This window comes from Actinokineospora sp. NPDC051303 (assembly GCF_055586285.1).
The window spans coordinates 112,083-134,527 of record NZ_JBVJIN010000002.1 but is presented as its reverse complement, the minus strand read 5'-3'; the positions used below and the strand labels follow the sequence as shown (position 1 = coordinate 134,527).

The 22,445-nt window shown below is 70.2% G+C and carries 23 protein-coding genes; 7 read left to right on the top strand and 16 right to left on the bottom strand.

Features of this window, described 5'->3' with window-relative positions; translation table 11 throughout:
- Positions 1 to 42: 42 nt before the first annotated feature.
- Entirely contained in the window at positions 43 to 1,125 is a 1,083-nt protein-coding gene (locus tag ACZ6SD_RS02350) for an esterase-like activity of phytase family protein (protein ID WP_465315074.1), read from the top strand.
- Here ACZ6SD_RS02350 and ACZ6SD_RS02345 read toward each other — a convergent pair.
- Together ACZ6SD_RS02345 and ACZ6SD_RS02340 are read right to left on the bottom strand one after the other, a co-directional pair.
- Positions 1,122 to 1,373 carry a hypothetical protein gene (locus ACZ6SD_RS02345; protein ID WP_465315073.1) on the bottom strand — a complete coding sequence of 84 codons (252 nt, stop codon included), beginning with the start codon at positions 1,371 to 1,373 and terminating at the stop codon, positions 1,122 to 1,124. The genes ACZ6SD_RS02350 and ACZ6SD_RS02345 overlap by 4 nt on opposite strands.
- A complete protein-coding gene (locus ACZ6SD_RS02340; protein ID WP_465315072.1) occupies positions 1,374 to 1,709 on the bottom strand; it encodes a DUF6247 family protein in 336 nt (111 codons plus the stop codon).
- A 216-nt stretch (positions 1,710 to 1,925) separates the two neighbouring features.
- Here ACZ6SD_RS02340 and leuS point away from each other — a divergent pair, with 216 nt between their 5' ends.
- A complete protein-coding gene (gene leuS, locus ACZ6SD_RS02335) occupies positions 1,926 to 4,739 on the top strand; it encodes a leucine--tRNA ligase (protein ID WP_465315071.1) in 2,814 nt (937 codons plus the stop codon).
- A 712-nt stretch (positions 4,740 to 5,451) separates the two neighbouring features.
- Here the strand turns inward: leuS and ACZ6SD_RS02330 are convergent.
- Positions 5,452 to 6,285: a ribokinase gene (locus ACZ6SD_RS02330; protein WP_465315242.1), complete on the bottom strand. Its 834-nt coding sequence runs from the start codon at positions 6,283 to 6,285 to the stop codon at positions 5,452 to 5,454.
- 303 nt (positions 6,286 to 6,588) lie between these two features.
- Between ACZ6SD_RS02330 and ACZ6SD_RS02325 the strand changes: the two genes are divergently transcribed.
- The gene (locus ACZ6SD_RS02325; RefSeq protein WP_465315070.1) at positions 6,589 to 7,308 is read left to right on the top strand and encodes a TetR/AcrR family transcriptional regulator; all 720 of its coding nucleotides are present in this window, start codon (positions 6,589 to 6,591) and stop codon (positions 7,306 to 7,308) included.
- Here the strand turns inward: ACZ6SD_RS02325 and ACZ6SD_RS02320 are convergent.
- Positions 7,283 to 8,041: a MerR family transcriptional regulator gene (locus tag ACZ6SD_RS02320; protein ID WP_465315069.1), complete on the bottom strand. Its 759-nt coding sequence runs from the start codon at positions 8,039 to 8,041 to the stop codon at positions 7,283 to 7,285. The genes ACZ6SD_RS02325 and ACZ6SD_RS02320 overlap by 26 nt on opposite strands.
- A gap of 138 nt (positions 8,042 to 8,179) precedes the next feature.
- Here ACZ6SD_RS02320 and ACZ6SD_RS02315 point away from each other — a divergent pair, with 138 nt between their 5' ends.
- Entirely contained in the window at positions 8,180 to 9,064 is an 885-nt protein-coding gene (locus tag ACZ6SD_RS02315) for a helix-turn-helix domain-containing protein (RefSeq protein WP_465315068.1), read from the top strand.
- On the top strand, positions 9,039 to 9,335 hold the full coding sequence (locus ACZ6SD_RS02310; protein ID WP_465315067.1) for a DUF397 domain-containing protein: 297 nt from the start codon (positions 9,039 to 9,041) through the stop codon (positions 9,333 to 9,335). The genes ACZ6SD_RS02315 and ACZ6SD_RS02310 overlap by 26 nt, the downstream gene beginning before the upstream one ends.
- Here the strand turns inward: ACZ6SD_RS02310 and ACZ6SD_RS02305 are convergent.
- The 12 genes from ACZ6SD_RS02305 to ACZ6SD_RS02250 form a co-directional block, all read right to left on the bottom strand.
- The gene (locus ACZ6SD_RS02305) at positions 9,257 to 9,889 is read right to left on the bottom strand and encodes a TetR/AcrR family transcriptional regulator (protein ID WP_465315066.1); all 633 of its coding nucleotides are present in this window, start codon (positions 9,887 to 9,889) and stop codon (positions 9,257 to 9,259) included. The two genes, ACZ6SD_RS02310 and ACZ6SD_RS02305, sit on opposite strands and share 79 nt — an antisense overlap.
- 28 nt (positions 9,890 to 9,917) lie before the next feature.
- On the bottom strand, positions 9,918 to 10,817 hold the full coding sequence (locus ACZ6SD_RS02300) for a LysR family transcriptional regulator (protein WP_465315065.1): 900 nt from the start codon (positions 10,815 to 10,817) through the stop codon (positions 9,918 to 9,920).
- A 22-nt stretch (positions 10,818 to 10,839) separates the two neighbouring features.
- The gene (locus ACZ6SD_RS02295; protein WP_465315064.1) at positions 10,840 to 11,478 is read right to left on the bottom strand and encodes a hypothetical protein; all 639 of its coding nucleotides are present in this window, start codon (positions 11,476 to 11,478) and stop codon (positions 10,840 to 10,842) included.
- Positions 11,475 to 11,831, bottom strand: coding sequence for a PadR family transcriptional regulator (locus tag ACZ6SD_RS02290; protein WP_465315063.1), 357 nt, complete (start codon positions 11,829 to 11,831; stop codon positions 11,475 to 11,477). The genes ACZ6SD_RS02295 and ACZ6SD_RS02290 overlap by 4 nt, the downstream gene beginning before the upstream one ends.
- A 43-nt stretch (positions 11,832 to 11,874) precedes the next feature.
- Positions 11,875 to 13,056 carry a glycine C-acetyltransferase gene (locus tag ACZ6SD_RS02285; RefSeq protein WP_465315062.1) on the bottom strand — a complete coding sequence of 394 codons (1,182 nt, stop codon included), beginning with the start codon at positions 13,054 to 13,056 and terminating at the stop codon, positions 11,875 to 11,877.
- A complete protein-coding gene (tdh, locus tag ACZ6SD_RS02280; protein ID WP_465315061.1) occupies positions 13,056 to 14,084 on the bottom strand; it encodes an L-threonine 3-dehydrogenase in 1,029 nt (342 codons plus the stop codon). Before tdh ends, ACZ6SD_RS02285 begins: the two co-directional genes overlap by 1 nt.
- 97 nt (positions 14,085 to 14,181) lie before the next feature.
- Entirely contained in the window at positions 14,182 to 14,784 is a 603-nt protein-coding gene (locus ACZ6SD_RS02275) for a sigma-70 family RNA polymerase sigma factor (protein WP_465315060.1), read from the bottom strand.
- Positions 14,785 to 14,787: 3 nt separating this feature from the next.
- Positions 14,788 to 15,033 carry a hypothetical protein gene (locus ACZ6SD_RS02270; protein WP_465315059.1) on the bottom strand — a complete coding sequence of 82 codons (246 nt, stop codon included), beginning with the start codon at positions 15,031 to 15,033 and terminating at the stop codon, positions 14,788 to 14,790.
- A gap of 232 nt (positions 15,034 to 15,265) precedes the next feature.
- On the bottom strand, positions 15,266 to 15,889 hold the full coding sequence (locus tag ACZ6SD_RS02265) for a DUF1707 SHOCT-like domain-containing protein (protein ID WP_465315058.1): 624 nt from the start codon (positions 15,887 to 15,889) through the stop codon (positions 15,266 to 15,268).
- A 9-nt stretch (positions 15,890 to 15,898) separates the two neighbouring features.
- Positions 15,899 to 16,537, bottom strand: coding sequence for a response regulator (locus ACZ6SD_RS02260; RefSeq protein ID WP_091450078.1), 639 nt, complete (start codon positions 16,535 to 16,537; stop codon positions 15,899 to 15,901).
- Between the two features lie 20 nt (positions 16,538 to 16,557).
- Positions 16,558 to 17,745 (bottom strand): MacS family sensor histidine kinase, encoded by a 1,188-nt coding sequence (gene macS, locus ACZ6SD_RS02255; RefSeq protein ID WP_465315057.1) that lies wholly within the window; start codon positions 17,743 to 17,745, stop codon positions 16,558 to 16,560.
- Positions 17,742 to 18,950 carry an AI-2E family transporter gene (locus ACZ6SD_RS02250; RefSeq protein ID WP_465315056.1) on the bottom strand — a complete coding sequence of 403 codons (1,209 nt, stop codon included), beginning with the start codon at positions 18,948 to 18,950 and terminating at the stop codon, positions 17,742 to 17,744. The genes macS and ACZ6SD_RS02250 overlap by 4 nt, the downstream gene beginning before the upstream one ends.
- Before the next feature lie 151 nt (positions 18,951 to 19,101).
- Between ACZ6SD_RS02250 and ACZ6SD_RS02245 the strand changes: the two genes are divergently transcribed.
- Together ACZ6SD_RS02245 and ACZ6SD_RS02240 are read left to right on the top strand one after the other, a co-directional pair.
- Positions 19,102 to 21,342 carry a hypothetical protein gene (locus ACZ6SD_RS02245; RefSeq protein WP_465315055.1) on the top strand — a complete coding sequence of 747 codons (2,241 nt, stop codon included), beginning with the start codon at positions 19,102 to 19,104 and terminating at the stop codon, positions 21,340 to 21,342.
- Positions 21,343 to 21,557: 215 nt separating this feature from the next.
- Complete coding sequence (locus ACZ6SD_RS02240; protein WP_465315054.1) at positions 21,558 to 22,382, top strand: hypothetical protein; 825 nt, start codon at positions 21,558 to 21,560, stop codon at positions 22,380 to 22,382.
- Positions 22,383 to 22,445: the final 63 nt, after the last annotated feature.

Sequence of the window (22,445 nt, the reverse complement as noted above, 5' to 3'; positions counted from 1 at the left end):
ACTGTCACTCGGCGGACACCCTCTTACGGTGTGCTCACCGTCATGTCCGGACGAGTCTTAGCCGCCCTGTGCGCCGCCGCCGTCACTACCGGCCTGCTGGCGCCCCCCGCCACCGCCGCGCCGAAGGTCCGGCTGATCGGCGAGCAGATCGTGCCGCGCGGGTTGACCTTCGACGGCACGACCGTCGGCGGCCTGTCCGGCATCGACCGGGACCCCCGGACCGGCGAGTACGTCCTGATCAGCGACGACCGCTCCGACCGCCAGCCCGCCCGGTTCTACACCGCGCGCATCCCCGTCACCAGCGACAGCCTCGGCCCCGTCGAGTTCACCGCCACCCACCCGCTGCGCACCCCGGACGGCGCCACCTACCCGCGCGGAACCGTCGACCCGGAAGACATCCGCGTCGACCCGTGGACCGGCGACTACACGTGGAGCCAGGAGGGCGAACGCCGCCCACCGGTGCTGCTCGACCCGTCCGTGCGCACCGCCCACCGCGACGGCACGTTCGCCGGGGAGCTGCCGCTGCCGGAGAACCTGCGGATGACCCCCGAGCGGGGACCGCGCCAGAACCTCGCCCTGGAGGGCCTGACCTACGCCGCAGGTGGCGCCCTAGTCGTCACCGCCGTCGAAGGCCCCCTGCTCCAGGACGGTCCCGAGCCCACCACCGAGCACGGCGCGCTGTCCCGGATCAGCGTCCAGACCCGCACCGGAACCCAGGTCGCGCAGTACGCCTACCCGCAGGAGCCGCTGTTCGCCGCCGCCGTGCCCCCGGGCGCCTTCGCCTCGACCGGCGTCACCGCGATCCTGGCCGTGCGCGGCACCAAGTACCTGGTGGTCGAGCGCTCCTTCGTGACCGGCGTCGGCAACAAGGTGCGCCTCTTCGAGATCGACACCGCAGGCGCGACCAACATCGCCGACCGCGACCTGTCGTCGCAGGTCAAGCCGGTCCGCAAACGCTTGATCGCCGACCTGGCCGACCTCGGCCTGTCCACCGTCGACAACATCGAGGGCATGACCTGGGCCCCCTCCCGCCCCGGCCACCCCCGCACCCTCCTGCTGATCAGCGACGACAACTTCGCCGCGAGCCAGGTGACCCAACTCATCGCCCTGGCCGTGCGCCTCTAGAGCCACTGGACGAGCAGAATGTGCACCTCGCGCTGCTCATCGAGGATGAGGTAGACGACCTGGCCCGCGCCGCCGGGGCCGAAAAGCCAGTGCCGCACCGCGCCGTCCGGGTTCGCCGGGTGCTGAGGGTGGCCGTTCCAGGGCGCGATCTCCAGCGCCGCCAGCACGTCCGCGTAGCCCTGAAGGGCTTCGTCGGGCAGGGCGGCCACCTGGTGCATCGTCGCGCTGTCGGGGACAACGCGGTACATCTACCGTCCCAGGCGTTGGCGGATGAGGGCGTGCATGTCCTCGACGGGAACCGCGTCCGGGTTCGCCCCCGTGCGCTGGATGGCTTCGGCCTTCGCCAGCAGCCGGAAGTGCGACCCGGGGTCGGCCATCTCCCGGTGGGCGATGTGCCGCCACTTCCGCAGCAGCGACGTCACCGGCCCGAGGTCCCGGTCGCGCCTGGCCTGATCCATCACCAGGTCCCATTCCGCGTCGAACTCCGCGCGCAGCGTGGGTGTCAGGCACGCGCGGATCGCCACGGGGTCGGCCTGCGGGACCGGGGTGCGGTCCGGCGGCAGCGGAACGGCAGGTGAGGCCATGCCCGTCAGGATAGTGGGCGACGCGCCTGCCCAGCACGGCCGAAACGGGGTGGAAGGCGTGCGCTATCCTCTTGGGCATGAGCACGGCCCGCCTGCTCCTTGGTCGGCCGCGCTAGCCGGCAGATCGGTAAGCGCGGCAACCCTCCATGCCCTCGGGCTGGGGGGTTTTCGTTTTTCCCCACCGGGAGCAGGACTTATGCGTGGAAGGAACCCCCGATGAGCGACGCCACCGCCGAGTCGGCGCCGAGCTACCGCTACACCGCTGAGCTGGCCGGGCGGATCGAGCAGCGCTGGCAGGAGCACTGGGACAGCACCGGCACCTACCACGCGCCGAACCCGGTGGGGCCGCTGGCGGGCGCGGTGCCCGAGGACAAGCTGTTCGTGCAGGACATGTTCCCGTACCCGTCCGGGGCGGGGCTGCACGTGGGGCACCCGCTGGGGTTCATCGGCACCGACGTGTTCGCCCGCTACCACCGCATGAACGGCCGCAACGTCCTGCACACGATGGGCTTCGACGCGTTCGGCCTGCCCGCCGAGCAGTACGCCGTGCAGACCGGGCAGCACCCGCGCAAGACCACCGAGGACAACATCCAGACCTACCTGCGGCAGATCCGCAGGCTGGGCCTGGGCCACGACGAGCGCCGCCGCATCGCCACCATGGACCCGGCGTACTACCGGTGGACGCAGTGGATTTTCCTGCGCATCTTCCACTCCTGGTACGACGAGAAGGCGGGCAAGGCGCGCCCGATCGCGGAGCTGGAGGCCGAGTTCGCCCAGGGCAAGCGCGCCACCCCGGACGGCCGCGGCTGGTGCGAGCTGACCCACGCCGAGCAGCAGGCGGTGCTGAACGACTACCGGCTGGTGTACCTGTCCGACGCGCCGGTGAACTGGGTTCCCGGGCTGGGCACGGTCGTGTCCAACGAAGAGGTCACCGCCGACGGCCGCAGTGAGCGCGGCAACTTCCCGGTGTTCCGGCGGAATCTGCGCCAGTGGATGATGCGCATCACCGCCTACGCCGACCGCCTGATTGATGACCTGGACCGGCTGGAGTGGCCGGACAAGGTCAAGGCGATGCAGCGCAACTGGATCGGCCGTTCGCACGGCGCGCGGGTGAGTTTCCCGGTCGCCGACAGCGCTATCGAGGTCTTCACCACCCGCCCGGACACGCTGTTCGGCGCGACGTACATGGTGCTGGCCCCGGAGCACCCGCTGGTCGACGCCATCGCCGCCGCCGAGTGGCCCGCAGGCGTTGACGCCCGGTGGACGACGGGCGCGGAGACCCCCGGCGCGGCGATCGCCGCGTACCGGCGGGCCGCGTCGATGAAGTCCGACCTGGACCGCCAGGAGAACAAGGAGAAGACCGGCGTCTTCACCGGCGCCTACGCGACGAACCCGGTCAACGGCGCGAGCATCCCGGTTTTCGTCGCCGACTACGTGCTGATGGGCTACGGCACCGGCGCGATCATGGCCGTCCCCGGCCAGGACCAGCGCGACTGGGATTTCGCCACCGCCTTTGGCCTGCCGATCATCCGCACGGTCGCGCCCCCCGAGGGTTTCGACGGCGAGGCGTTCACCGGCGACGGCCCGGCGGTCAACTCGGGTCTCCTGGACGGCCTGGGGGTGGACGAGGCCAAGAAGACGATGATCGCCTGGCTGGAGGAGAACGGCCACGGCCACGGCACCATCCAGTACAAGCTGCGTGACTGGCTGTTCTCCCGCCAGCGCTACTGGGGCGAGCCGTTCCCCATCGTCTACGACGAGGACGGCACCCCCGTCGCGCTGCCGGAGTCCATGCTGCCGGTCGAGCTGCCCGACGTGGACGACTACTCCCCCAAGACCTACGACCCGGAGGCCGCCGACACCGAGCCGTCGCCGCCGCTGTCCCGGGCGACGGACTGGGTGGAGGTCGAACTGGACCTGGGCCAGGGCCGCAAGACCTACCGTCGTGACACCAACACCATGCCCAACTGGGCGGGTTCCTGCTGGTACCAGATGCGCTACGTCGACCCCACCGACGACCAGCGCTTCTGCGAGCCGGAGAACGAGCGCTACTGGCTGGGCCCCCAGTCCCCCGGCGACCCCGGCGGCGTCGACCTGTACATCGGCGGCGTCGAGCATGCGGTCCTGCACCTGCTGTATGCCCGGTTCTGGCAGAAGGTCCTGTTCGACCTGGGCGACGTGACCGCCGAGGAGCCGTACCGGCGGCTGTACAACCAGGGCATGATCCAGGCGTACGCCTACACCGACGAACGCGGCGTCTACGTCGAGGCGTCCGAGGTGGTCGAGCGCGACGGCAAGTACTTCCACGGCGACCGCCAGGTCAAGCAGGAGTACGGGAAGATGGGCAAGAGCCTGCGCAACGTCGTCACCCCCGACGAGATGTGCGCGGCCTACGGCGCCGACACCTTCCGCCTGTATGAGATGTCGATGGGCCCCATGGACGTCTCCCGCCCCTGGGCCACCAAGGACGTCGTCGGAGCCCAGCGTTTCCTGCAACGCCTGTGGCGCAACCTGATCGACGAGGAAACCGGCGACCCCCGAGTAACCGACACCACCCCGGACGAGGCGACTCTGCGCGCGCTGCACAAGGCCATCGCCGGTGTCCACGAGGACTACGCGAACCTGCGCTACAACACGGCGGGCGCGAAGCTGATCGAACTGAACAACCACGTCACCAAGACCTTCCCCGGCGGCGCCCCGAGGGTGGTCGCCGAGGCCATGGTCCAGATGCTGGCCCCCCTGTGCCCGCACATCGCCGAGGAACTGTGGTCGAAACTGGGCGGCGCGGAGTCCCTGGCCCACGGCCCCTTCCCGAAGGCCGACGAGCGCTACCTGGTCGAGGACTCGGTGGAGTACCCGATCCAGGTCAACGGCAAGGTCCGCGGCCGAATCACCGTGCCCGCGGCGGCCGGTCAGGACGAGGTCAAGGCAGCGGCCCTGGCTGAGGAAAAGGTGGCCGCGCTGGTTGGCGACGGCACCCCGAAGAAGATCATCGTGGTCCCCGGCCGGCTGGTCAACATCGTCTTGTGACCCCCGTGCGAAGGCGGCTTTCGAAACAGTCTCTGTCCCGAAGGCCGCCTTCGGCACGTCGGCACCCCGCACCTGCCGCCACGACCCCGCAGCCAGCGGGAACCCACCGACCTCACACCTGGCGAGCATCGACCGACCGCCCGCAAGCTCCAAGCTCGACTAAAGTGAATTCAAAACACCGTTCCGGTTCACGAACCCGCAGGTCAATAAGTGTCTTCCCCGCGCACGCGGGGCTGTTCCCGCCCCGCGCACGGGAAACGGTGCCCGGGGCCGGTCTTCCCCGCGCACGCGGGGCTGTTCCCATGCCGCCGGGGGCAACGGACACTGTGTGGGTGTCTTCCCCGCGCGCGGGGCTGTTCTGTTCGCCGTTACTGCTCGGGGTTCTCGAAGCTGTCTGACCGCCCCTAATGCAGCGCACGTCGCGGAGGCAACCTTCGGGCACATCAGAGCCCCATACACGGAATGCTGCGACTTTCGCAGACAGTTATCCACATTCCCCTGAGTTATCCACAGGTTTTCGCCGCCCCTTCCAATTGCCCCCATGGCCGATAGACTGGAGCGGGGCGGCCCCCCGGGATGGGTGGGGTTTGTTGTCGCGCGCGTGAGTGAGGCGTGGTCGCTCAGTTTCGCGGTTGGGGCGAGGAAGCGGGGGCTTCTTGGGGTTGGCCGGTGGGCGGGCGGTGTGCGTGCGGCGGGGTGCGAGCAGTGTGGGTCACGGTTTCGGGGGTAGGTCGGCCAAGGTGGGGTAGGACGGCTGTGCGCCGGGGCGGGTTACGGAGAATGCGGCGACTTGGACTGCGCGCTGGGCTGCTGTCACCAGGTCGGCGCCTTCCGCCAAACCTGCTGCTAGGGCTCCGGTGAAGGCGTCGCCTGCGCCGGTTGTGTCGACGGGGGTGACGTGAGGGGCGGGGACCTCTGTCGAGCCGTCTGGGGTGGTCACCAGGGCGCCGCGTGCTCCCAGGGTGATCACTGTGCTGCGGGCGCTCAGCAGTGCGTCTCCCAAGGCGGCGGCCTCGTGTTCGTTGACTACCAAGGGGTCCAGTGCGGCCATGGTCGCGGGTGACAGGTCCGCGACCGGTGACAGGTTCAGCACCACCCGCACTCCGGCGCGTTCGGCCTCCGCGACCGCGTGTTCCACAACCGGCAGCGGCACTTCCAGCGACGCCACCAACACCGACGCGTCCCCCAAAACCACATCCGAAGGCACCAACGCCGCATTAGCCCCAGGCGACACCACGATCGAGTTTTCCCCGTCCGGTGTCACCGCGATATAAGCAAGCCCAGTAGGCCGATCAACCCGCCGCACCCGGTCCACCGACACCCCCGCCGACCGCAGGGAGTCCAGCAGCAGGTCCCCGTACCCATCCTGCCCCACCGCGCCGAGGAACGACACGGCCGCGCCGAGGCGAGCGGCGGCGACGGCGGTGTTCGCTCCTTTGCCGCCGGGGAGGATGCGGGTGTCCGAGCCGAGGACGGTTTCTCCTGCGAGTGGTCGTCGGGCGACTTCGATCACGAGGTCCGCGTTGGCGGAGCCGAGCACGAGCAGTGTCACGGGATTGACCCTAGTCAGGGGGCGTTGCCGATTGCGAACGTGCGCATGTGTGAACAAATGGGTAGTTGTGTGGATCCGGAGTGCGACACTGTGCGTCAGTGTTGTTGTCACGCGTCTGTGATCTGGGCGCGGGTTGAACCCCCGGCGGGGGCCGTAGGTCCGCGTCGGGTGCCGGCTTCGGCCGGTTTTCCGTGTCACCGGCGCCGGTCGTGTAGCCCCCCGAGCGATCGGCGTCGGTGGCGCGGTCCGGTGACGGGCGGCTACGGTCGTCGGGTCACCACGAGCACGGAGCGCCACATGGGTCAGGCCATTCGACGCGAACGTGGCCGTACGGACACCGATCGGGAGATTCGTCGGCAGGCGCGGGCACTGCTCGTGAGCGACGGTCCGCAGGCGGTGACGTTGCGGGCGATCGCCAGGGAGTTGGGGATCACTGCGCCCGCGCTTTACCGCTATTACGCCTCCCGGGAAGACCTGGTCGAGCACTTGCGCGCCGATGTGTGCGTCGATTTGGCCGTGTATCTCGCGGACGGCCTGGCCGAGGTGCCCGAGTCCGACCACCTCGGCCAGGTGCTCGCCGTCTGCCGCGGGTTCCGCCGGTGGGCGCTGGCGCACCCGCAGGAGTTCACCCTGGTTTTCGCCTCGCCGTCCGGGCACGCCAGCAACCAGCATCTCGCCCGCGGCTCGTTCGGCCGGATCTTCCTGACCGTCGCCGGGCGCGTGTTGGCCAGCGGCCCGTGGGCGACGCAGCCGGATTCGGCTGTCCCCGAGGCCCTGCGCGCCGACCTGGCCGCGTTCCGGCTCGACCTGCTCGCCAACATGGCCCGCAACGGGCTGGACGTGCCGGAGAACCGGCTCGGTGTCGGCACCGCGTTCGCGATGTTGCGGTTCTGGGTGCGGCTCTACGGGCAGGTGGCGCTGGAGGTGTTCGGCCAGTTGCCGATGCCCGTCGCCGACGCCGCGCCGCTGTTCGAGGCGATGCTGGCCGACCTCACTGAGGAGATCGGCCTTCGTTGACGGCGGCCATGGCGCGGTTGACATACTCGAACAGCTCCGGCGACATGCACATGTCGTGCCGCTGGTTGAGCTTGTCGCCCTGTTCGGTCCACATCCTGGTCACCGCGTCGCGGATTCCGGGGTCGCCGCCGGTGAACGCCTCGCTCAGTTCGATCCAGCGGCGCGTCACCGCCTGCACCTGCGGGTCATCCACTGGGGTGTCCGCCTGTTGGTGGGCGGTCATCGCGGCGATCACTTCCGGCCAGGCCCGCTCCACCTCCTTGATGGCGTCCTCCCCGAGTTCCTCGCGCCGTTTGGCGAGGTAATCCAACTGTTCGGGCGTGTAGTAGTCCTCGATCATCTGCATTGTCTCCAATAGGCTCATGACCTCGATCCCCTCCGCCGAGGTCACTCGTTCGAGCAGGGACCGCACCTGGACGCGGAGGTCGCGCGTCCGGCGCGCCTCGCGGTCGAGGTGGTCGAGTTGGCTGGCCAGCACCTGCCGCAGCGCGTCCCGGGTGTCCGGGGCGGCCAGGGACTCGGCGATGGCGTCGAGACCGAGCCCGAGGGAGCGCAGCGCCCGGACCCGGTACAGCCGCCGCACGTCGGCGTCGGTGTAGCGGCGGTGCCCGGATGAGGTGCGCTCGCCTGGCTTGACCAGGCCGATCTCGTCGTAGTGGTGCAGTGTCCGCACGGTCAGCCCGGTCGCCCTGGCCAGCTCGCCGACGCTCCACCGACGTTCGTTCCCGCTCATGCCGACGACGCTAGGACCTAACCCCACGGGAGGTGCAAGCGTTGCACCTGGAGCAAAATTAGTGCCTACAATGCTGCTTTCGGTTGATTACTTGTGTGCATCCGGGTTTTGGGGGTCCGCAGTCGCTAGCGTGGCTGTATGAGTGAGTTGAAGCCCACGGCCCGCCGCCGTGAACTGGGAGATGAACTCCGCCGGGTCCGCAAGGCCGCCGGGCTGTCCCTGTCCGCGCTGTGCCGCCAGTTGGGCTGGTCGCCGTCGAAGATGTCGCGGATCGAGAACGGGAAGCTGTCGTGCACCGAGATCGAGGCGGCGATCTTCCTGTCCTATTGTCGGCTGCCGGTGGCCGAGGTGAACGAGATTCTCACTCTGTGCGCCAAGGACCAGGGCGAATCCTGGCTCCAGGAGAACGGCGGGCTGCCCGATCAACTCCGCACCCTGGTGTTGCACGAGAACACCGCCTCGGTGATCTACGAACTTGAACTCAATCGTGTCCCCGGCCTGCTCCAAACCGAGAGCTACGCGCGAGCGCTGATGCAGGCGGGACGGGTGCTTCTCGATACGGTCATCGAGTCCCGGGTACGTGTCAGAATGGAGCGCCAAAAGCTGTTCCGCGGGGACGACCCGCCGCAGTGCATCTTCTATATGCACGAGCAGGCCCTTCGGTTGCCTGTCGGCGGTCCTGCGGTCATGCACGAGCAGATGCTCCACCTGCTGTTCATGAGCGCGAAGTCGCAATGCAAGATCCGGATCATTCCCTCGGCTGTGGGTGCGTATCCGGGAATGAGCGGTCCGTTCCGGCTGATGCAGTACACCGAGCACAGCCCACTCGTCAGTGTGGAAACCCAGAACCACAGCTTGTTCTTGGAGAGCGCGACCGATATCGCGACCTACCGGCTGCTCCTCGGCGCGCTCGCTGACGTCGCGCTGAGTGTGGAAGAATCACGGTCGGTGCTCGCCCAGGTGGCGAGCGAGTACGACCGAGCGGAAGCGAGTGGCCATGACCTCCGGGACGGGTTGGCGTAAGAGCACCTACAGCGGCAGCAACGGCAACTGCGTCGAAGTCCACTGGCGTAAGAGCAGCTTCAGCGGCAACAACGGCAACTGTGTGGAGGTGAATTGGCGTAAGAGCAGCTTCAGCGGTGACAACGGCAACTGCGTCGAGATCGCCTTCGCCGAGACGGTGGGGGTGCGGGACTCCAAGAGCCCGGAAACGGGTCAGCTTGGCTTCGCGCAGGAGGCGTGGACCGCGTTCCTGGTCGCGCGGGTGAACAGGTCGGCCAACTCGCGGGCGTAGGCGGCGAGGTCGACGTCCGGGTCGGTCTCCCGGCGGGCGGCGGCGCCGTCGATGGCCTGGCTGATGGTCTGGGCCATCACGGCGATGTCGAACTCGCCGTAGACGCCTTCGCGCTGGCCCTGGGCCAACTGCCGCTCCAGCCTGCCAACCCGCAGGTCGCGCAGCAGCGGCGCGTACTGGGCGACCCCGTTCTCGTCGCGGGCGTTGCGGGCGATCTCGGTGATGGCCCGCACGTGCCGGGGATGCGTGCGCAGCAGGTCCACCTGCGACTCGATGTAGCCGCGCAGCATTTCCACCCGGTCGGTGACGCCCGCGAGCCGCTCGTTCATGCGCTCGTCCACGACACCCATGGCGGCGATGAGGACGGCCATCATCAGGTCGTCCTTGCCCTGGAAGTGGTAGGAGATCATCCGCGTGCTGCTCAGGCCCGCGCGCTTGACGATCCGCGCGAAGGACGCCTGCCCGTACCCGAGGTCGGCGATGACCTCGATGGCCGCGTCGATGATCTGCGCGCGCCGGGCGGCTTCGGTGACGGTCCGCTGATTTACCTGCATGAGTAAAGATTAACACGCACGAGTAAAACTAGCCCGCGACTTTCGCCGCCGCCGCGCCCAAGGCCGCCCGCACGGCCGCGACCAGCGGATGTGCCTCGCGGCCACGCCGTATCGCGGCGAACACCCGGCGCATCGGCGGCTCCCCCGCCACCGGCACGACCCGGGCCAGGTCGACACCGCGCAGCGCCGTGCGCGGGATCAGCGCCACCCCCACCCCGGCCGCGACCAGCGCGGCCTCGGCGGCGAAATCGTCGGACACGTGCGTGACCTTCGGGGTGAACCCGGCGCCCTCGCACGCCATGACCAGCACATCCCGGCACGGGTTGCCCGGCAGCGGCACCACCCACTCGTCGTCGGCGAGGTCGGCCAGCGCGACCTCCGCCCGCCCGATCAGCGGGTGCCCGGGCGGGAGCACGGCGTCGAACGGCTCGGCGTACAGCGGGTCCCGCACGATCCGCCGCTCCTGCTCGTCGCCCCGCCGCCGCATGGCGACCGCGATGTCGATCTCCCCGTCCAGCAGCAGCGGCAGACTCCGCTGCCCCTCGGCGTCGCGCACCAGCACCGTCACCCCCGGTGCGCTCACCCGCAACGCCGTGATCGCGGGCGCCACCACCTGCGTGATCGCCGACGCGAACGCCGCGACCGCCACCCGCCCACCGGTCCCCGCCGCGTGCGCGGCTAATCGGGCCTCCGCGCGGTCCAACTCGGCCAGCACCGCGTCCGCGTGCTCGACCAGCAACTCCCCCGCCCCCGTCAGGAACACCCGCCGCCCCCTGCGGCGCAGCAACTCCTGCCCCACCTCCGACTCCAGTGCCGCAAGCTGCTGCGACACCGCGGACGGCGTCAAATGCAGCGCCCGCCCCGCCGCGGTGACCGTGCCGTGGTCGGCGAGCGCCCGCAGCACCCGCAACCGCCGAGGGTCGATCACCCTGCCATCGTGCCCGACCAGCTCACAGTCCGATGACCGGCGGAGCGGCTTTCCGATCGATCGCGAACGGGTCTTCAGCCGCATAGGGGTATTTGCGCCGGTGGTTGGCCTCGCCCCAGTTGTCGTAGTAGCGCTGGAAGAACCGCTGCCCCGAATGGCCCCGCTCCCCCGTGAAGCCCTTCTGCGACCCGTACATCCGCTCCCGGTGCAGGCGCATCGACCCAAGCCCGTACGGGACCATCTCGTGCGTGCGGACCCGCGCGGGCTCTGGCGGCAGGGGCGCGGGCCTGTCCACCGGCACCCGGAACGTCCGGGCGGGCGCCACCGCCGCCGGGTTGCCCGGCCCGAACACGGAGTCCGTCGCGAACGGCAGCGTCACGGGCAGCGGCGCCCAGTCCAGCGCCCGCTTCGACTCCCGCAGCCGGACCACCCCGCCGGTGACGACCCCGATCGCCCAGCACAGCTTCGTGGCCTTGCCTGACACCTCTTCCAGGTCGGCCAGCCACTCCTCGCTGTACCGGGCGGCCTTCTCCGCCGACCGCAGCCTGCGCGCGCCCCAGCGCAGCAACCCCTTGGCCGCCCACGGCGCCACCTCGGTGCTTTCGTTGACGGCCACCAGCGCCAGCAGTGCGACCAGGACGAAGACGACGATCACACTCATGCCCATCCCCTCCACTCCGGCGCTGGCTCAGGCGCGAAGCCGCGAAACACCGACGCGGTCCGCTGCCGAACCGCGCCGCGCCGCAGCGTCAGCAACTCCCGGGCTCCCGCGAGTCCGTCCGGGCTGAGCCGGTAAAAGCGCCGCCGAGGACCGCGCGCGCTCGGCTCGTCCCGCTCCCAGAAGCTGACCACCCAGCCCGCCTCCTCCAGCCGCGCGAGGATCGGGTAGACACTGCCCGGCTTGCGCCCGGCGTTCTGGGCGATCTTGAGGCCGTACAGCTCGTCGTCCGGCCCGAGCAGGGCCTCCAGGACATCCAGCGTCGCCCCGGTGACACGGAACGGTTGGCCAGCCATGCCCCCAACTCTATCTATATAGAGATAGCCCGGCGTCCGCCGATCAGCCCATCTTCGCTCGCGCCGCGACGAACGCGTCCACCGCGCGGTTGACGTCGTCGGTCGAGTGGGCGGCCGACATCTGCGTGCGGATGCGGGCCCTGCCGTGCGGGACGACCGGGTAGGAGAAGCCGATGACGTACACGCCCTGGTCCAGCAGCAGGTCCGCCATCCGGGCCGCCTCGGCGGCGTCGCCGATCATGACCGGGATGATCGGGTGCTCGCCGGGGAGCAGGTCGAACCCCGCCTCGGTCATCCGCGACCGGAACAGGGCGCTGTTTTCCCGCAGGCGGGTAAGCAGGTCGGCGGAGGAATCCAGCAGGTCGAGCGCGGTCATGGTGGCGGCGGTGATCGACGGGGCGAGCGAGTTGGAGAACAGGTACGGCCGCGACCGCTGCCGCAGCATCGCCACGATCTCCGCGCGGCCGGAGACGTAACCACCGCTCGCGCCGCCGAGCGCCTTGCCGAGAGTGCCGGTGTAGATGTCGACCTGGTCGCCGACGCCGAAGTGCTCCGGGGTCCCGCGGCCGGTGGCGCCCATGAACCCGACCGCGTGCGAGTCGTCCACCATGACCAGGGCGTCGTACTTCTCCGCGAGAGCGCAAATCTCGTCAAGCGGGGCCAGGTAACCGTCCATGGAGAAGACCCCATCGGTGGCGATGAGCCGGTACCGGGCGCCCGCCGCCTCCTTGAGGCGTGCCTCCAGGTCGGCCATGTCGCGGTTGCGGTAGCGGCTCCGGCCCGCCTTGCACAGGCGGATGCCGTCGATGATCGACGCGTGGTTCAGCTCGTCGGAGATCACCACGTCCCGATCGGTCAGCAGTGTCTCGAACAGGCCGCCGTTGGCGTCGAAACAGGAGCTGTAGAGGATCGTGTCCTCGGTGCCGAGGAACCGCGACAGCCGCGCCTCCAACTCCTTGTGCGGGGCCTGCGTCCCACAGATGAACCGCACCGACGCCATCCCGAAACCCCACTCGTCCAGGGCTTTCTTCGCCGCGGCCACCAACGCGGGATGGTCGGCGAGACCGAGATAGTTGTTCGCGCAGAAGTTCACCACCGCCGCCGACCCGTTCACCCGGACCTCGGCCTTCTGCGGGGACGTGAGCACCCGCTCAGCCTTGAACAGCCCCGCCGCCCGGATCTCGGCCAGCACCGCCCGCAGGTCTTCGCGTATCGCGCCGTACATCAACTCTCCCAATCCATGACGACCTTGCCGCACCGGCCCCCACGCGCGGTGGCGAAGGCCTCGGCGAACTCGGTGTGGTGGAACCGGTGCGTGATCACCGGCGACAGATCGAGCCCCGCTTGCAGCAGGACCGACATCGCGTACCAGGTCTCGAACATCTCCCGGCCGTAGATGCCCTTGATGGTGAGCATCTTGAGCACCACGGCGCTCCAGTCGACCGCGATCTCCCGCGCGGGCAACCCCAACAGCGCGATCCGGCCGCCGTGGGTCATGTTCGCGATCATCTCCCGCAGCGCCGACGGCTGCCCGGACATCTCCATGCCCACGTCGAAGCCCTCGCTCATCGCCAACTCGCCGTACACGTCCGACACCGCGGCCGACGACACGTCCAACGCCAGGCTCACCCCGATCTTGCGCGCCAACTCCAACCGCGGCTCACTCACATCGGTGATCACCACATGCCGCGCCCCCGCGTGCCTGGCCACCGCCGCGGCCATCAACCCGATCGGCCCGGCTCCGGTGATCAGCACGTCCTCCCCCAACACCGGAAACGTCAACGCCGTGTGCACCGCATTGCCGAACGGATCGAAAATCGCCGCGACGTCCAGGTCCACCTGGTGCCGGTGCACCCACGCGTTCGCCTCCGGTAACACCGCGAACTCAGCGAACGCACCCGCCGTGTGCACCCCGAGCCCGATGGTGTGCGCGCACAGGTGCCGCCGACCCGCCCGGCAGTTGCGGCACGTGCCGCACACCAGGTGCCCCTCACCGCTGACCAGGTCCCCAACCGCCACCTTGGTCACGGCGGCCCCCACCGCCACAACCTCACCGACGAACTCATGCCCCAGCACCAGCGGCACCCGGATCGTCCGCGCCGCCCACTCGTCCCACGAGTCGATATGCAGGTCGGTGCCGCAGATGCCGGTCCGCAGCACCCGCAACAGCACATCCCCAGGACCAGGCGTCGGCTCCGGCACGTCGATGAGTTCCACACCGGGGCCCGGGGCGACCTTGACCAGAGCCTTCACGACTTCCTCCGATGAACCGGACGGTCAACCCGTCCCCTCTCGCGGAGTCTCGCGCCCCTCCATCGTGCGGTCCATCGGCACTTTCCGCACAGCTTTGTCAGTTCCGCTGCACACCCGCCTCTCGGTGCAGAGCCACCTTGAGCGCGTCCCGCGAGAGATTCAGGCACTCGGCAAGCTGCGTGTACGCCTGGTTCAGGGTGACCCGCGCGCAGTTCGGCGTGATGCCAAGCTCGATGGCGATCTCAGTGGGCTTGAGCCCCCGGTAGACGTGCCTGCGCAACACTTCTCGCCTACGTTGGGTGAGCCGCCGAATCGCGTTCTCGATCGGGGAGTCGGGTTGGGGCGCAGGCAGCCAGGACCAGGTCTGCACAGGCAGGTGGACGTTCTCCGACGGTCGCCGGGCGGGCGCGGCCTGCTTCACCGGCGTTCGCACGTCCCGCACCACCGGTGACAGCCGTGCCCGAGCCTTCGCCCGGTCCTCGGATTCCAGGGACGCATAGCCCTGCCACCCGGCGATGAAGGCTTCCTGCACGGCGTCTTCGACGTCGTCGTGGTGCAGGGGAAAAGTCGACCTCAGGAAGCGGACGACATCCGCCCGGTGCGCCAGGAAGAGATCGGGGAAATCGCGCGCCACAGAGTGGGGCCCGCCGTCGACACGGCTGGCCCCACTCTCCGCGCGCACAAGGCTCGCGACGGTCATGGCTTACGCCCTGGGCCTACGGCTTGTGATGAGAGCGACCGGCAGCAGGACGACAACCAAGGCGAGAACCTGCCACGGCGTCCAACCACTCTCGAAGGCGAGGTAGACCACGAAGATCCACGGCGCCTGGGACAGCAACTCCTCCGGCAGCGGCAGAGTCGCGGTCCACCCCGGGATCGGGAGCAGCCGCACTTCCTGGGCTTCCGGTAAGGCGGCGGACCGGCGTGGGCCGGGGTCGAACTTCGGCATGGGCATCCACTTTCGCTGATGAGAGACCCCAGTTGGTCTCCCGTCCATCGGCCCGCGCCGGTCTGCACTCCGGCCAAGAAGTTGTTAGGTGATTCGACGCGTTCCGCGTGCGGGAACCACTTCCCGCTGATGGAAGGCCCCGTCGCCCTGCACTCCGGCCAAGAGAACCGAGGCGGCGGGCCTTTCTCTCACCCGCGCCAGCGTCCAGTGTTATAGATCACACCTGCGGATTTCAGCTTTCCCAGCTCAGCTTCCACGGCTTGCGAATCGTCAACGCGCCAAGCCGCACGTACGTCGGGCGGCGGATGGTGAGCGACCCCGCCCGAACCGTGCCGGTGATGACGAAATGCGGGCCGTGGCCGCGCGGGGCGTTGCCGACCTTGTCGTTGACCGAACCCGCCTTCACGTCGACAGCGGTCTGGCAGGAGGCGGTGTCGGGCAGCAGCAGGTCGATCGAGCCGCCCGCGAGGTCGACGTCGATCGTGACTTCGCGGTGTGGGATGACGGCCTCGGTGAAGTCCAGTTCGGTGGCCGACATGCGGTTGCGGAGCAGCAGTTCACGCGGCACGTCCCAGCGGCCCTCGCGCTTGACCGACGACATCACCGCCGCCAACTCCACCGGCTGCCCCATGGCCGGACCGCCCGACTCCCGGTTGACGACGGCGGGAAGGTCCACCAGCACCGTGTTCAACTCGGCCCTGGTCTTCGCGGCCAACGCGGCGTCCGTGCGGACGGTGAACTCGTCCAGCGTGAGCATCCCGTGGCCGGTGGCCTTGCGCAGAACGGAAACCACGTGCTCACGCTCGGCGTCGGACACCCGCAGGTCGCGGGGGTTGATCGGCTGGTCAGCGGTCACCAGCCCAGGCTACTGCTCCGGATCGACGTCGAGGCCGTGTTCGATGGCGTAGCGGGCCAGTTCGACGCGGTTGTGGAGTTGGAGTTTGCGCAGGGTCGACTGGACGTGGTTTTCGACGGTGCGGTGGGACAGCACGAGCCGGTCGGCGATCTGGCGGGCGGTGAGGCCCTTGGCGACCAGGCGCAGCACCTCCGTCTCCCGGTCGGTGAGGCGGGGGGCGGCGCCATCCTCCGGGGCCGAGGCCATCCGGCGGTATTCGCCCAGGACCAGGCCCGCTAGGCCCGCGGTGAACACCGCGTCACCAGCGGAGGTGCGGCGGACGGCGGCGACCAACTCCTCCGCGGACGCGGATTTCACCAAGTACCCGGACGCGCCCGCTTTCACGGCTTCCAACACGTCGTTGTGTTCTCCACTCGCCGACAGCACAAGGACGCGGGTCGCCGCCAGCTCTCCGGTGATTTGCCGGGTGGCGTCCACGCCGGATTCGGCGCCGAGGTTGAGATCCATCAGCACCACGTCGGGGCGGACCGCGCGCGCGATCCGGACCGCGGAGGACGCGTCGGCCGCTGTCGCGCGGACGTCGAAGCCGCGTTCGGAGAGGTCGCGGGCCACGCCGTCGCGCCAGATGGGGTGGTCGTCGACGACCATGACCGTGATCGGTTGCTCCGTCACCGCTGTCCCCTCGTCGCCTTCTTGGCGGGGGTGCGGGGAATCCGCACTTCCCACTCGGTCCCGGCGCCGGGGCCGGTGTCGAGGGTGATGGTTCCACCCAACTCGCTTACCCGTCCCCGGATAGAGCGAGCGATGCCCAATCGTCCCTCCCGCTCGGCGGCGTCGATCCGGCCCGCGGGGATGCCGACACCGTCGTCGCGGACGCTGACCACGACCTCGCAGCCCAGGTCTTCGAGCAGGACCCAGGCCCGCGCGTCCGGCCCGGCGTGCCGGTCGACGTTCTCCAGCGCCTCACGCACCAGGTAGGCCAGCTCGGTCGCGGCGGACTCGGCGACCATGACCGGGGTCGCCGGGACCGACACCTGGCGGCGGTCGGTGGCCAGCACCTGCAACCGCGGCCGCAGGTCGGCCTCCCCGCCCTCGGTGGACTCCAGCGGGGCCGCGGCCACCAGCGCGCGCAGCGCCACCTCCTGGCGGCCCGCGAGCTCGGCCAGCTCGGCGGCCTCCCCGCCGAGTTCCCGCCCCCGTTTGCGGACCCGGGCCAGGACCTGCAACACACTGTCGTGGATCGAGCGGGCCAGCCGTTCCCGCTCGGCGGTGGCCGCTTCCGCGCGCATCGCCTTCGCCAGCCGCTCCGCGGACTCCCGGGAGCTGGTGGCGGCCAGGCCCAGGGCGACGCCGACGCCGACCAGCAGCACCATGTCCCGGGTCAGGTCGGTGTTGACGAAGCCGCGGACCCCGAAGTTGAACACGGAGATCACCGCGCCGAAAACCGCCCCGCCGACCGCCCCCGCGCGCAGCAGGCCGATCGCCACGACACCGGTGACCCACACCGTCGGCACCAGCGGGACCATGTGCTCGGTGAGCTGCGCCGGGGTCAGCACCAGCCGGGACATGCACATCAACGCGCAGCACACGGCCAGGTCGGCCCCGATGAACCACCGGGCCCGTCCCTCGGCCAGGTAGTACCAGGACGTGACCGCGGTCCACACCGCCATCGCGCCGATGGTCACCCACGCCAGCGTCGTGCTCGCGTACTCGCCGCGGTGGTTGAACACCACGCCAGCGGCGAACAGCAGCGTGATCACCCGCAGCAGCACCGCCGCCCGCCACAACGGCACGGTCGGGTCCTTCGGCGCGGGACCATTGAGGCGTTCGCCGGGCAGCCGAACCGCCCGCGTCATGGCCGGGGGGACTCCGCTTCTTCCTCGGCGGCGGTCTCTGGGTCTTCTTTCTCGGCGTTGGGCCGAGAACCCTCGTCTTCGAGAACCGCGACCTCGTCCGGCTCGGTCTCGGTGTCGCTGAGCAGCGACCGGATGCCGGCGTTGAGCACCGCGAGCAGCGGCACGGCCAGCAGCGCGCCCGCGATCCCGGCGGCGATGAGGCCGACACCGAGGGCGAGCACGACCGCGAGCGGGTGCAGCTTCACCGCGCGGCCCAGCAGCCACGGCTGCAACACGTGGCTCTCGATCTGCATGACGCCGATGACCACGGCCAGCACCACCAGCGCCGCGACGAAGCTGTTCGCGACCAGCGCCACCAGCACCGCCACCGTGCCCGCGACGAGCGCGCCGATGATCGGGATGAACGCGGTCAGGAAGACCAGCGCGGCCAGCGGCACCACCAGCGGCACCCCCACGATCCACAGGCCGATGCCGATGCCGACCGCGTCGAACACCGCCACCGCCGCGGTCGCCCGCACGTAGCTGACCAGCGAGGAGAACCCGCGGCGCCCGGCGACGTCCACCCGGTCGCGCACCGGGCCGGGCACCCCGCGCACCACGAACCGCCACATGCCGGGGCCGTCGAAGAGGAAGAAGATGAGGATGAACAGGGTCAGCAGCAGCCCGGTCAGGACCTCGCCGATCGTGGTCGCGGTCGTGATCGCGCCCGAGGTGATCGCGGCCTGGTTCGTCTTGATCGCCTCGATGGCGTTGTCCAGGAACGACTGGATCTGGTCCTGGCGCAGGTGCAGCGGCCCGGTCGCCAGCCAGCCGCGGATGGTGTCGAGGCTGTCGTTCACCTGGCTCTGCAACTGCGGCAGGCCGTTGGTGAACTCGGTGATCACGAACGTCAGCACGCCGCCCACCACGGCCAGCCCGCCGATCAGCACGATCGCGGTGGCCAGCGAACGCGGCACCCGCCACTCGACCAGCTTGCCCACCCCGGGGGCCATCAGCGCGGCGAGCAGCAGCGCGATCGCTATCGGGATCACGACGTGGGCGAAGTAGCCCAGCAGCCAGATGATGACGTAGAGCGCCCCGATGATCACCAGGAAGCGCCACGCCAGCGCCGCGCTGACCCGCAGCCCCTTGGGCACCAGCGGCGTGACGTCGTTGCTCAGCGGCGTGGCGCGGTGCTTGAGGCCCGCGACTATGTTCTTGGTCATCGCAGCTCACCGTATAGGTCAGGCCGCGCGCAGGCGACGGATTCGGCCGCATGTGACCGGCGTCCGGCTGACCGGACGGCGGTAAGCGAGGTAGCTCACCGTATCGGTAGAACCGACCTCTTGGGACTATTCGGTCTGATCTTATTGCGCCGTGACCGGATACGTGCCGCTGGCCGAGCTGACCGAGACCGAGATGGCGGTCCGGGAAGCCTTCGGCAGGGGCGCGCACCTGGACCTGGCGGGCCGGGCCGACCGCAGGGTGCGGGGGCCGGTGCTCGCCGCGCTGCTGACCGAGGCGTATCCGCTGGGCGTGGGGTCGATGCCCGCGCTGCGGCTCGACCACGCCCAGGTGACCGGGCGGTTCGACGTCGAGGGCCGGGTGGTCGACCACGTCATCACCCTGCGGCGGTGCGAGTTCGAGCGGGCGCCGATCCTGCGGATGGCCCGGCTGGTCGCGTTGAGCATGCGCGGCTGTCGGATGCCCGGTATGCGCGCGCGGAACCTGCGGGTCGGTAGCGACCTGCTGCTGGAAGCCGGGTTCACCTGCGACGGTGTGCTCGACCTGACCGACGCGACGGTAGAGGGCACGCTGCGGCTGGCGGGCGCGATCCTGCGCAACCCGGCCGCCGCGGCGCTGCTGGGCGCCCGGCTGCGGATCGCCGGGTCGATCCAGGCCGTGGCGCTGCGGGTGTTCGGCGAGCTTCGGCTGCGCGGGGCGAACGTGGGCGGCAGCGTCCACCTGACCGCGGCCCAGCTGAGGCACCCGTCCGGGGTCGCGCTGGAGGCCACCGGCCTCGCGGTCGAGGGCAACCTGTTCTGCGACACCGGCGGCGGCCGGTTCGACGTGTCGGGCAGCGTCGTGCTTTCCGGCGCCCGCATAGGCGGCGACGCGGTGTTCTCCGGCGCGAAGCTGCACGACGCGCGCGGCGGCGACGGGCAGGTCATGGTCCTGCCGCGCGGGGCCGCGGAAGATCACTACGTGCTCGACGCCGACCGCCTGCGGGTCGACGGCGACGTCAAGCTCGACGCGGGTTTCATGGCCGCGGGCACGGTCGGCCTCCGCAGCGCCCACATCGGCGGCCACCTGCTGCTTTCCGGCTCGTCGATCGGCCACCGGGCGGCCGTGGCCGAGTTGGCGAAAGCGTTTGCCGAAGGCCGGGCCGTCACCCGGGTCCCGGTCGCGCTGGTCGCGGACGGCGTGGAGGTGGGCGGCGACGTCGAGGCCCGCGGCACGCGAGGCGGCAAGGCCGAATCGGACGGCGACCCGCGCACCGCTTTCCATTCCTACGGTCAGGTCCGCCTGGTCGACGCCTACATCCACGGCAGCGCCAGCCTCTCCCGCGCCCGGTTACGCGGTCCGGCGATAGACGTCCTCTTCGCGGACCGGCTCCGGGTAGGCGGCACGCTGTTCTTGCGCAAGGTCCGCGCCAGCGGCTCCGTGCGACTGCAGAACGCGCACATCGGCTCCAGCCTGGACTGCTCCGGCGCCCAGCTCACCAAGCCGCGCCTGCGCCCGGACGGCACGCTCAAGCCCTCGCTGGACGCCCGCGTCGCCACCATCGGCAAGGACCTGCTGTGCAGCTACGGCTTCCGCGCCGTGGGCGGCGTGCGGATGCGGCTGGTCGAAGTGGGCAAGATGGCCACCTTCGCGGGCGCGCGGCTCGGCGGCCGCGGCGGACCCGGCCACCGGATCGCCGACAAGGCCCTCTCGGCGTACGGGCTCTCCGCGCAAGAGCTTGTGCTGGTGTTCCCCGAGCACCGGCCGCCGAGCGGCGCGGTCATCCTCACCCGCGCGTCGGTCGTCTCGGTCATCGACGGGCCCGCCCTGTGGGCGGCCACCGGCGGCGTCGACCTGGAGGACTTCACCTTCCAAGCGCTCGGAGCCGTGCCCGAGGTGCCGGTGCGCACCCGGCTGCGGTGGCTGCGCACGGTGCAGCCGGACTTCGCGCCCGGCCCGTACGAGCGGCTGGCCGCGGTCTACTCCGAGAGCGGCCAAGAGGAACTCGCCCAGCAGGTGCAGCTTGAACGGCAGCGCAGGCGGTACGCGGAACTGCACGTCGCCGGGCGGCTGTGGGGCGGGCTGCAGGACGTGACCGTCGGCTACGGCTACCGGCCGTGGCTGGCGATGGTGTGGCTGGCGATGTTCTGGCTGCTCGGCCTGATCTGGTTCGCCGGGCACCCGATGGAGAAGCTGGACAGCGACCTGAACCCGGTGTGGAATCCGCCGCTGCTGGCCACGGACCTGCTGCTGCCCATCATCGACCTGGGCCAGGACAACATGTGGCGGATGGTCGGGCCGTCGCAGTGGATCTCCGGGGCGCTGATCGCCGTGGGCTGGATTCTCGCCACCACGGCCGCCGCAGGCGCGACGCGCGTCCTCAAGCGCACCTGATCCCAGCGATCCACAGGTGTGGACAACTCGGGGCGGAAATCCGCGACCACCTGGCGTAGTGACTTATAGTGATCTGTGGAAACACTCTGTGTTCGCCACACGATCAGGTGGCGCTGTTCGGTCACGCGTGCGTAACGACGCCCTCCGGTGACAGTCTCTGCGGTGCACGGCGATCACCGTGCGACCCCGGAACGGAAAGCGACTGGTACCCCACCGTGGCTCAGGCGAAGCAGGAGACGACCGCGCTGCGGCGCGTGCTCTCGCGTTCCCTGATGGTCCTCGGCGGCACCATCGCCACCACCGCGGCCGCATGGGCCATCTCCACCGCCACCGCCGCCGCGGACGACCTCCCCGGAATCCAGGACGACCTGCGTTCCGTGGTCGCCTCGGCGCCCGTGCTCGACGCGCCGGACAAGCCCGACCTGCCGGTCACCGGGCAAGACCTGGTGTCCGGCCTCGACCTGCTCGTCAAGCCGGTCGAACCGGCGCTCGGCGACCAGGCGGCGAACGCCGTCGAGCACGTCGGGACCCGGCTGACCGGGCAGATCACGCCCAGCGAGCCGGTCAAGCAGGTCGCCGAGTTGGTCGAGGTCGACATTCCCGACCTGACGCCCACCCGCGAAGACGACGACCGGTCCACCGAGCAGGGCACCGCGCAGCGGCTGCCCGTCGCCGCGTCCTCGGGCGACACAGTTGCCGAGACGGTCCCGGTCGCCGCGGCTCCGGTCGAGGCGCCCGCCGTCGAGCAGGTCGTGACCGGCGCCAAGCAGCGCGCCGACCGCGACAACGAGAGCGGACGCGGTTCGCCCGCCGCTCCCGAACAGAGCCCCACCCCGTCCGGCCCCAGCCCGCTGGCGCCGCACAGCACCCCCGGTCCGGCCAACCCCGGCCACACCGGAAGCGGCGCCGACGCGCTGAACTCCGGCCTGCTGTCCACGGTTCCGGGCGGCGCCCACCTGACCTCGGCCCGTGCCCTGCGCACCGCCCAGGTCTTCGCGCCCGCCCCCGTCGACGCGCAGCCCGGCGTCACTCCCGACTGATTTCCGCGCGGCCGTGGAGCGGTTTCCGCTCCACCGGGTCATGCGCGCACTCCGGCATGCCCA

Bases quoted from the DNA above. Each gene is read 5' to 3' on its own strand.
- ACZ6SD_RS02260 (WP_091450078.1), bottom strand. From the start codon at position 16,537: ATGGTCGTCGACGACCACCCCATCTGGCGCGACGGCGTGGCCCGCGAC.
- ACZ6SD_RS02275 (WP_465315060.1), bottom strand. From the start codon at position 14,784: ATGACCGTCGCGAGCCTTGTGCGCGCGGAGAGTGGGGCCAGCCGTGTC.
- ACZ6SD_RS02345 (WP_465315073.1), bottom strand. From the start codon at position 1,373: ATGTACCGCGTTGTCCCCGACAGCGCGACGATGCACCAGGTGGCCGCC.
- ACZ6SD_RS02340 (WP_465315072.1), bottom strand. From the start codon at position 1,709: ATGGCCTCACCTGCCGTTCCGCTGCCGCCGGACCGCACCCCGGTCCCG.
- ACZ6SD_RS02290 (WP_465315063.1), bottom strand. From the start codon at position 11,831: ATGGCTGGCCAACCGTTCCGTGTCACCGGGGCGACGCTGGATGTCCTG.
- leuS (WP_465315071.1), top strand. From the start codon at position 1,926: ATGAGCGACGCCACCGCCGAGTCGGCGCCGAGCTACCGCTACACCGCT.
- ACZ6SD_RS02325 (WP_465315070.1), top strand. From the start codon at position 6,589: ATGGGTCAGGCCATTCGACGCGAACGTGGCCGTACGGACACCGATCGG.
- ACZ6SD_RS02350 (WP_465315074.1), top strand. From the start codon at position 43: ATGTCCGGACGAGTCTTAGCCGCCCTGTGCGCCGCCGCCGTCACTACC.
- ACZ6SD_RS02315 (WP_465315068.1), top strand. From the start codon at position 8,180: ATGAGTGAGTTGAAGCCCACGGCCCGCCGCCGTGAACTGGGAGATGAA.
- ACZ6SD_RS02270 (WP_465315059.1), bottom strand. From the start codon at position 15,033: ATGCCGAAGTTCGACCCCGGCCCACGCCGGTCCGCCGCCTTACCGGAA.
- ACZ6SD_RS02305 (WP_465315066.1), bottom strand. From the start codon at position 9,889: ATGCAGGTAAATCAGCGGACCGTCACCGAAGCCGCCCGGCGCGCGCAG.
- ACZ6SD_RS02295 (WP_465315064.1), bottom strand. From the start codon at position 11,478: ATGAGTGTGATCGTCGTCTTCGTCCTGGTCGCACTGCTGGCGCTGGTG.
- ACZ6SD_RS02310 (WP_465315067.1), top strand. From the start codon at position 9,039: ATGACCTCCGGGACGGGTTGGCGTAAGAGCACCTACAGCGGCAGCAAC.
- ACZ6SD_RS02285 (WP_465315062.1), bottom strand. From the start codon at position 13,056: ATGTACGGCGCGATACGCGAAGACCTGCGGGCGGTGCTGGCCGAGATC.
- macS (WP_465315057.1), bottom strand. From the start codon at position 17,745: ATGACGCGGGCGGTTCGGCTGCCCGGCGAACGCCTCAATGGTCCCGCG.
- ACZ6SD_RS02320 (WP_465315069.1), bottom strand. From the start codon at position 8,041: ATGAGCGGGAACGAACGTCGGTGGAGCGTCGGCGAGCTGGCCAGGGCG.
- ACZ6SD_RS02250 (WP_465315056.1), bottom strand. From the start codon at position 18,950: ATGACCAAGAACATAGTCGCGGGCCTCAAGCACCGCGCCACGCCGCTG.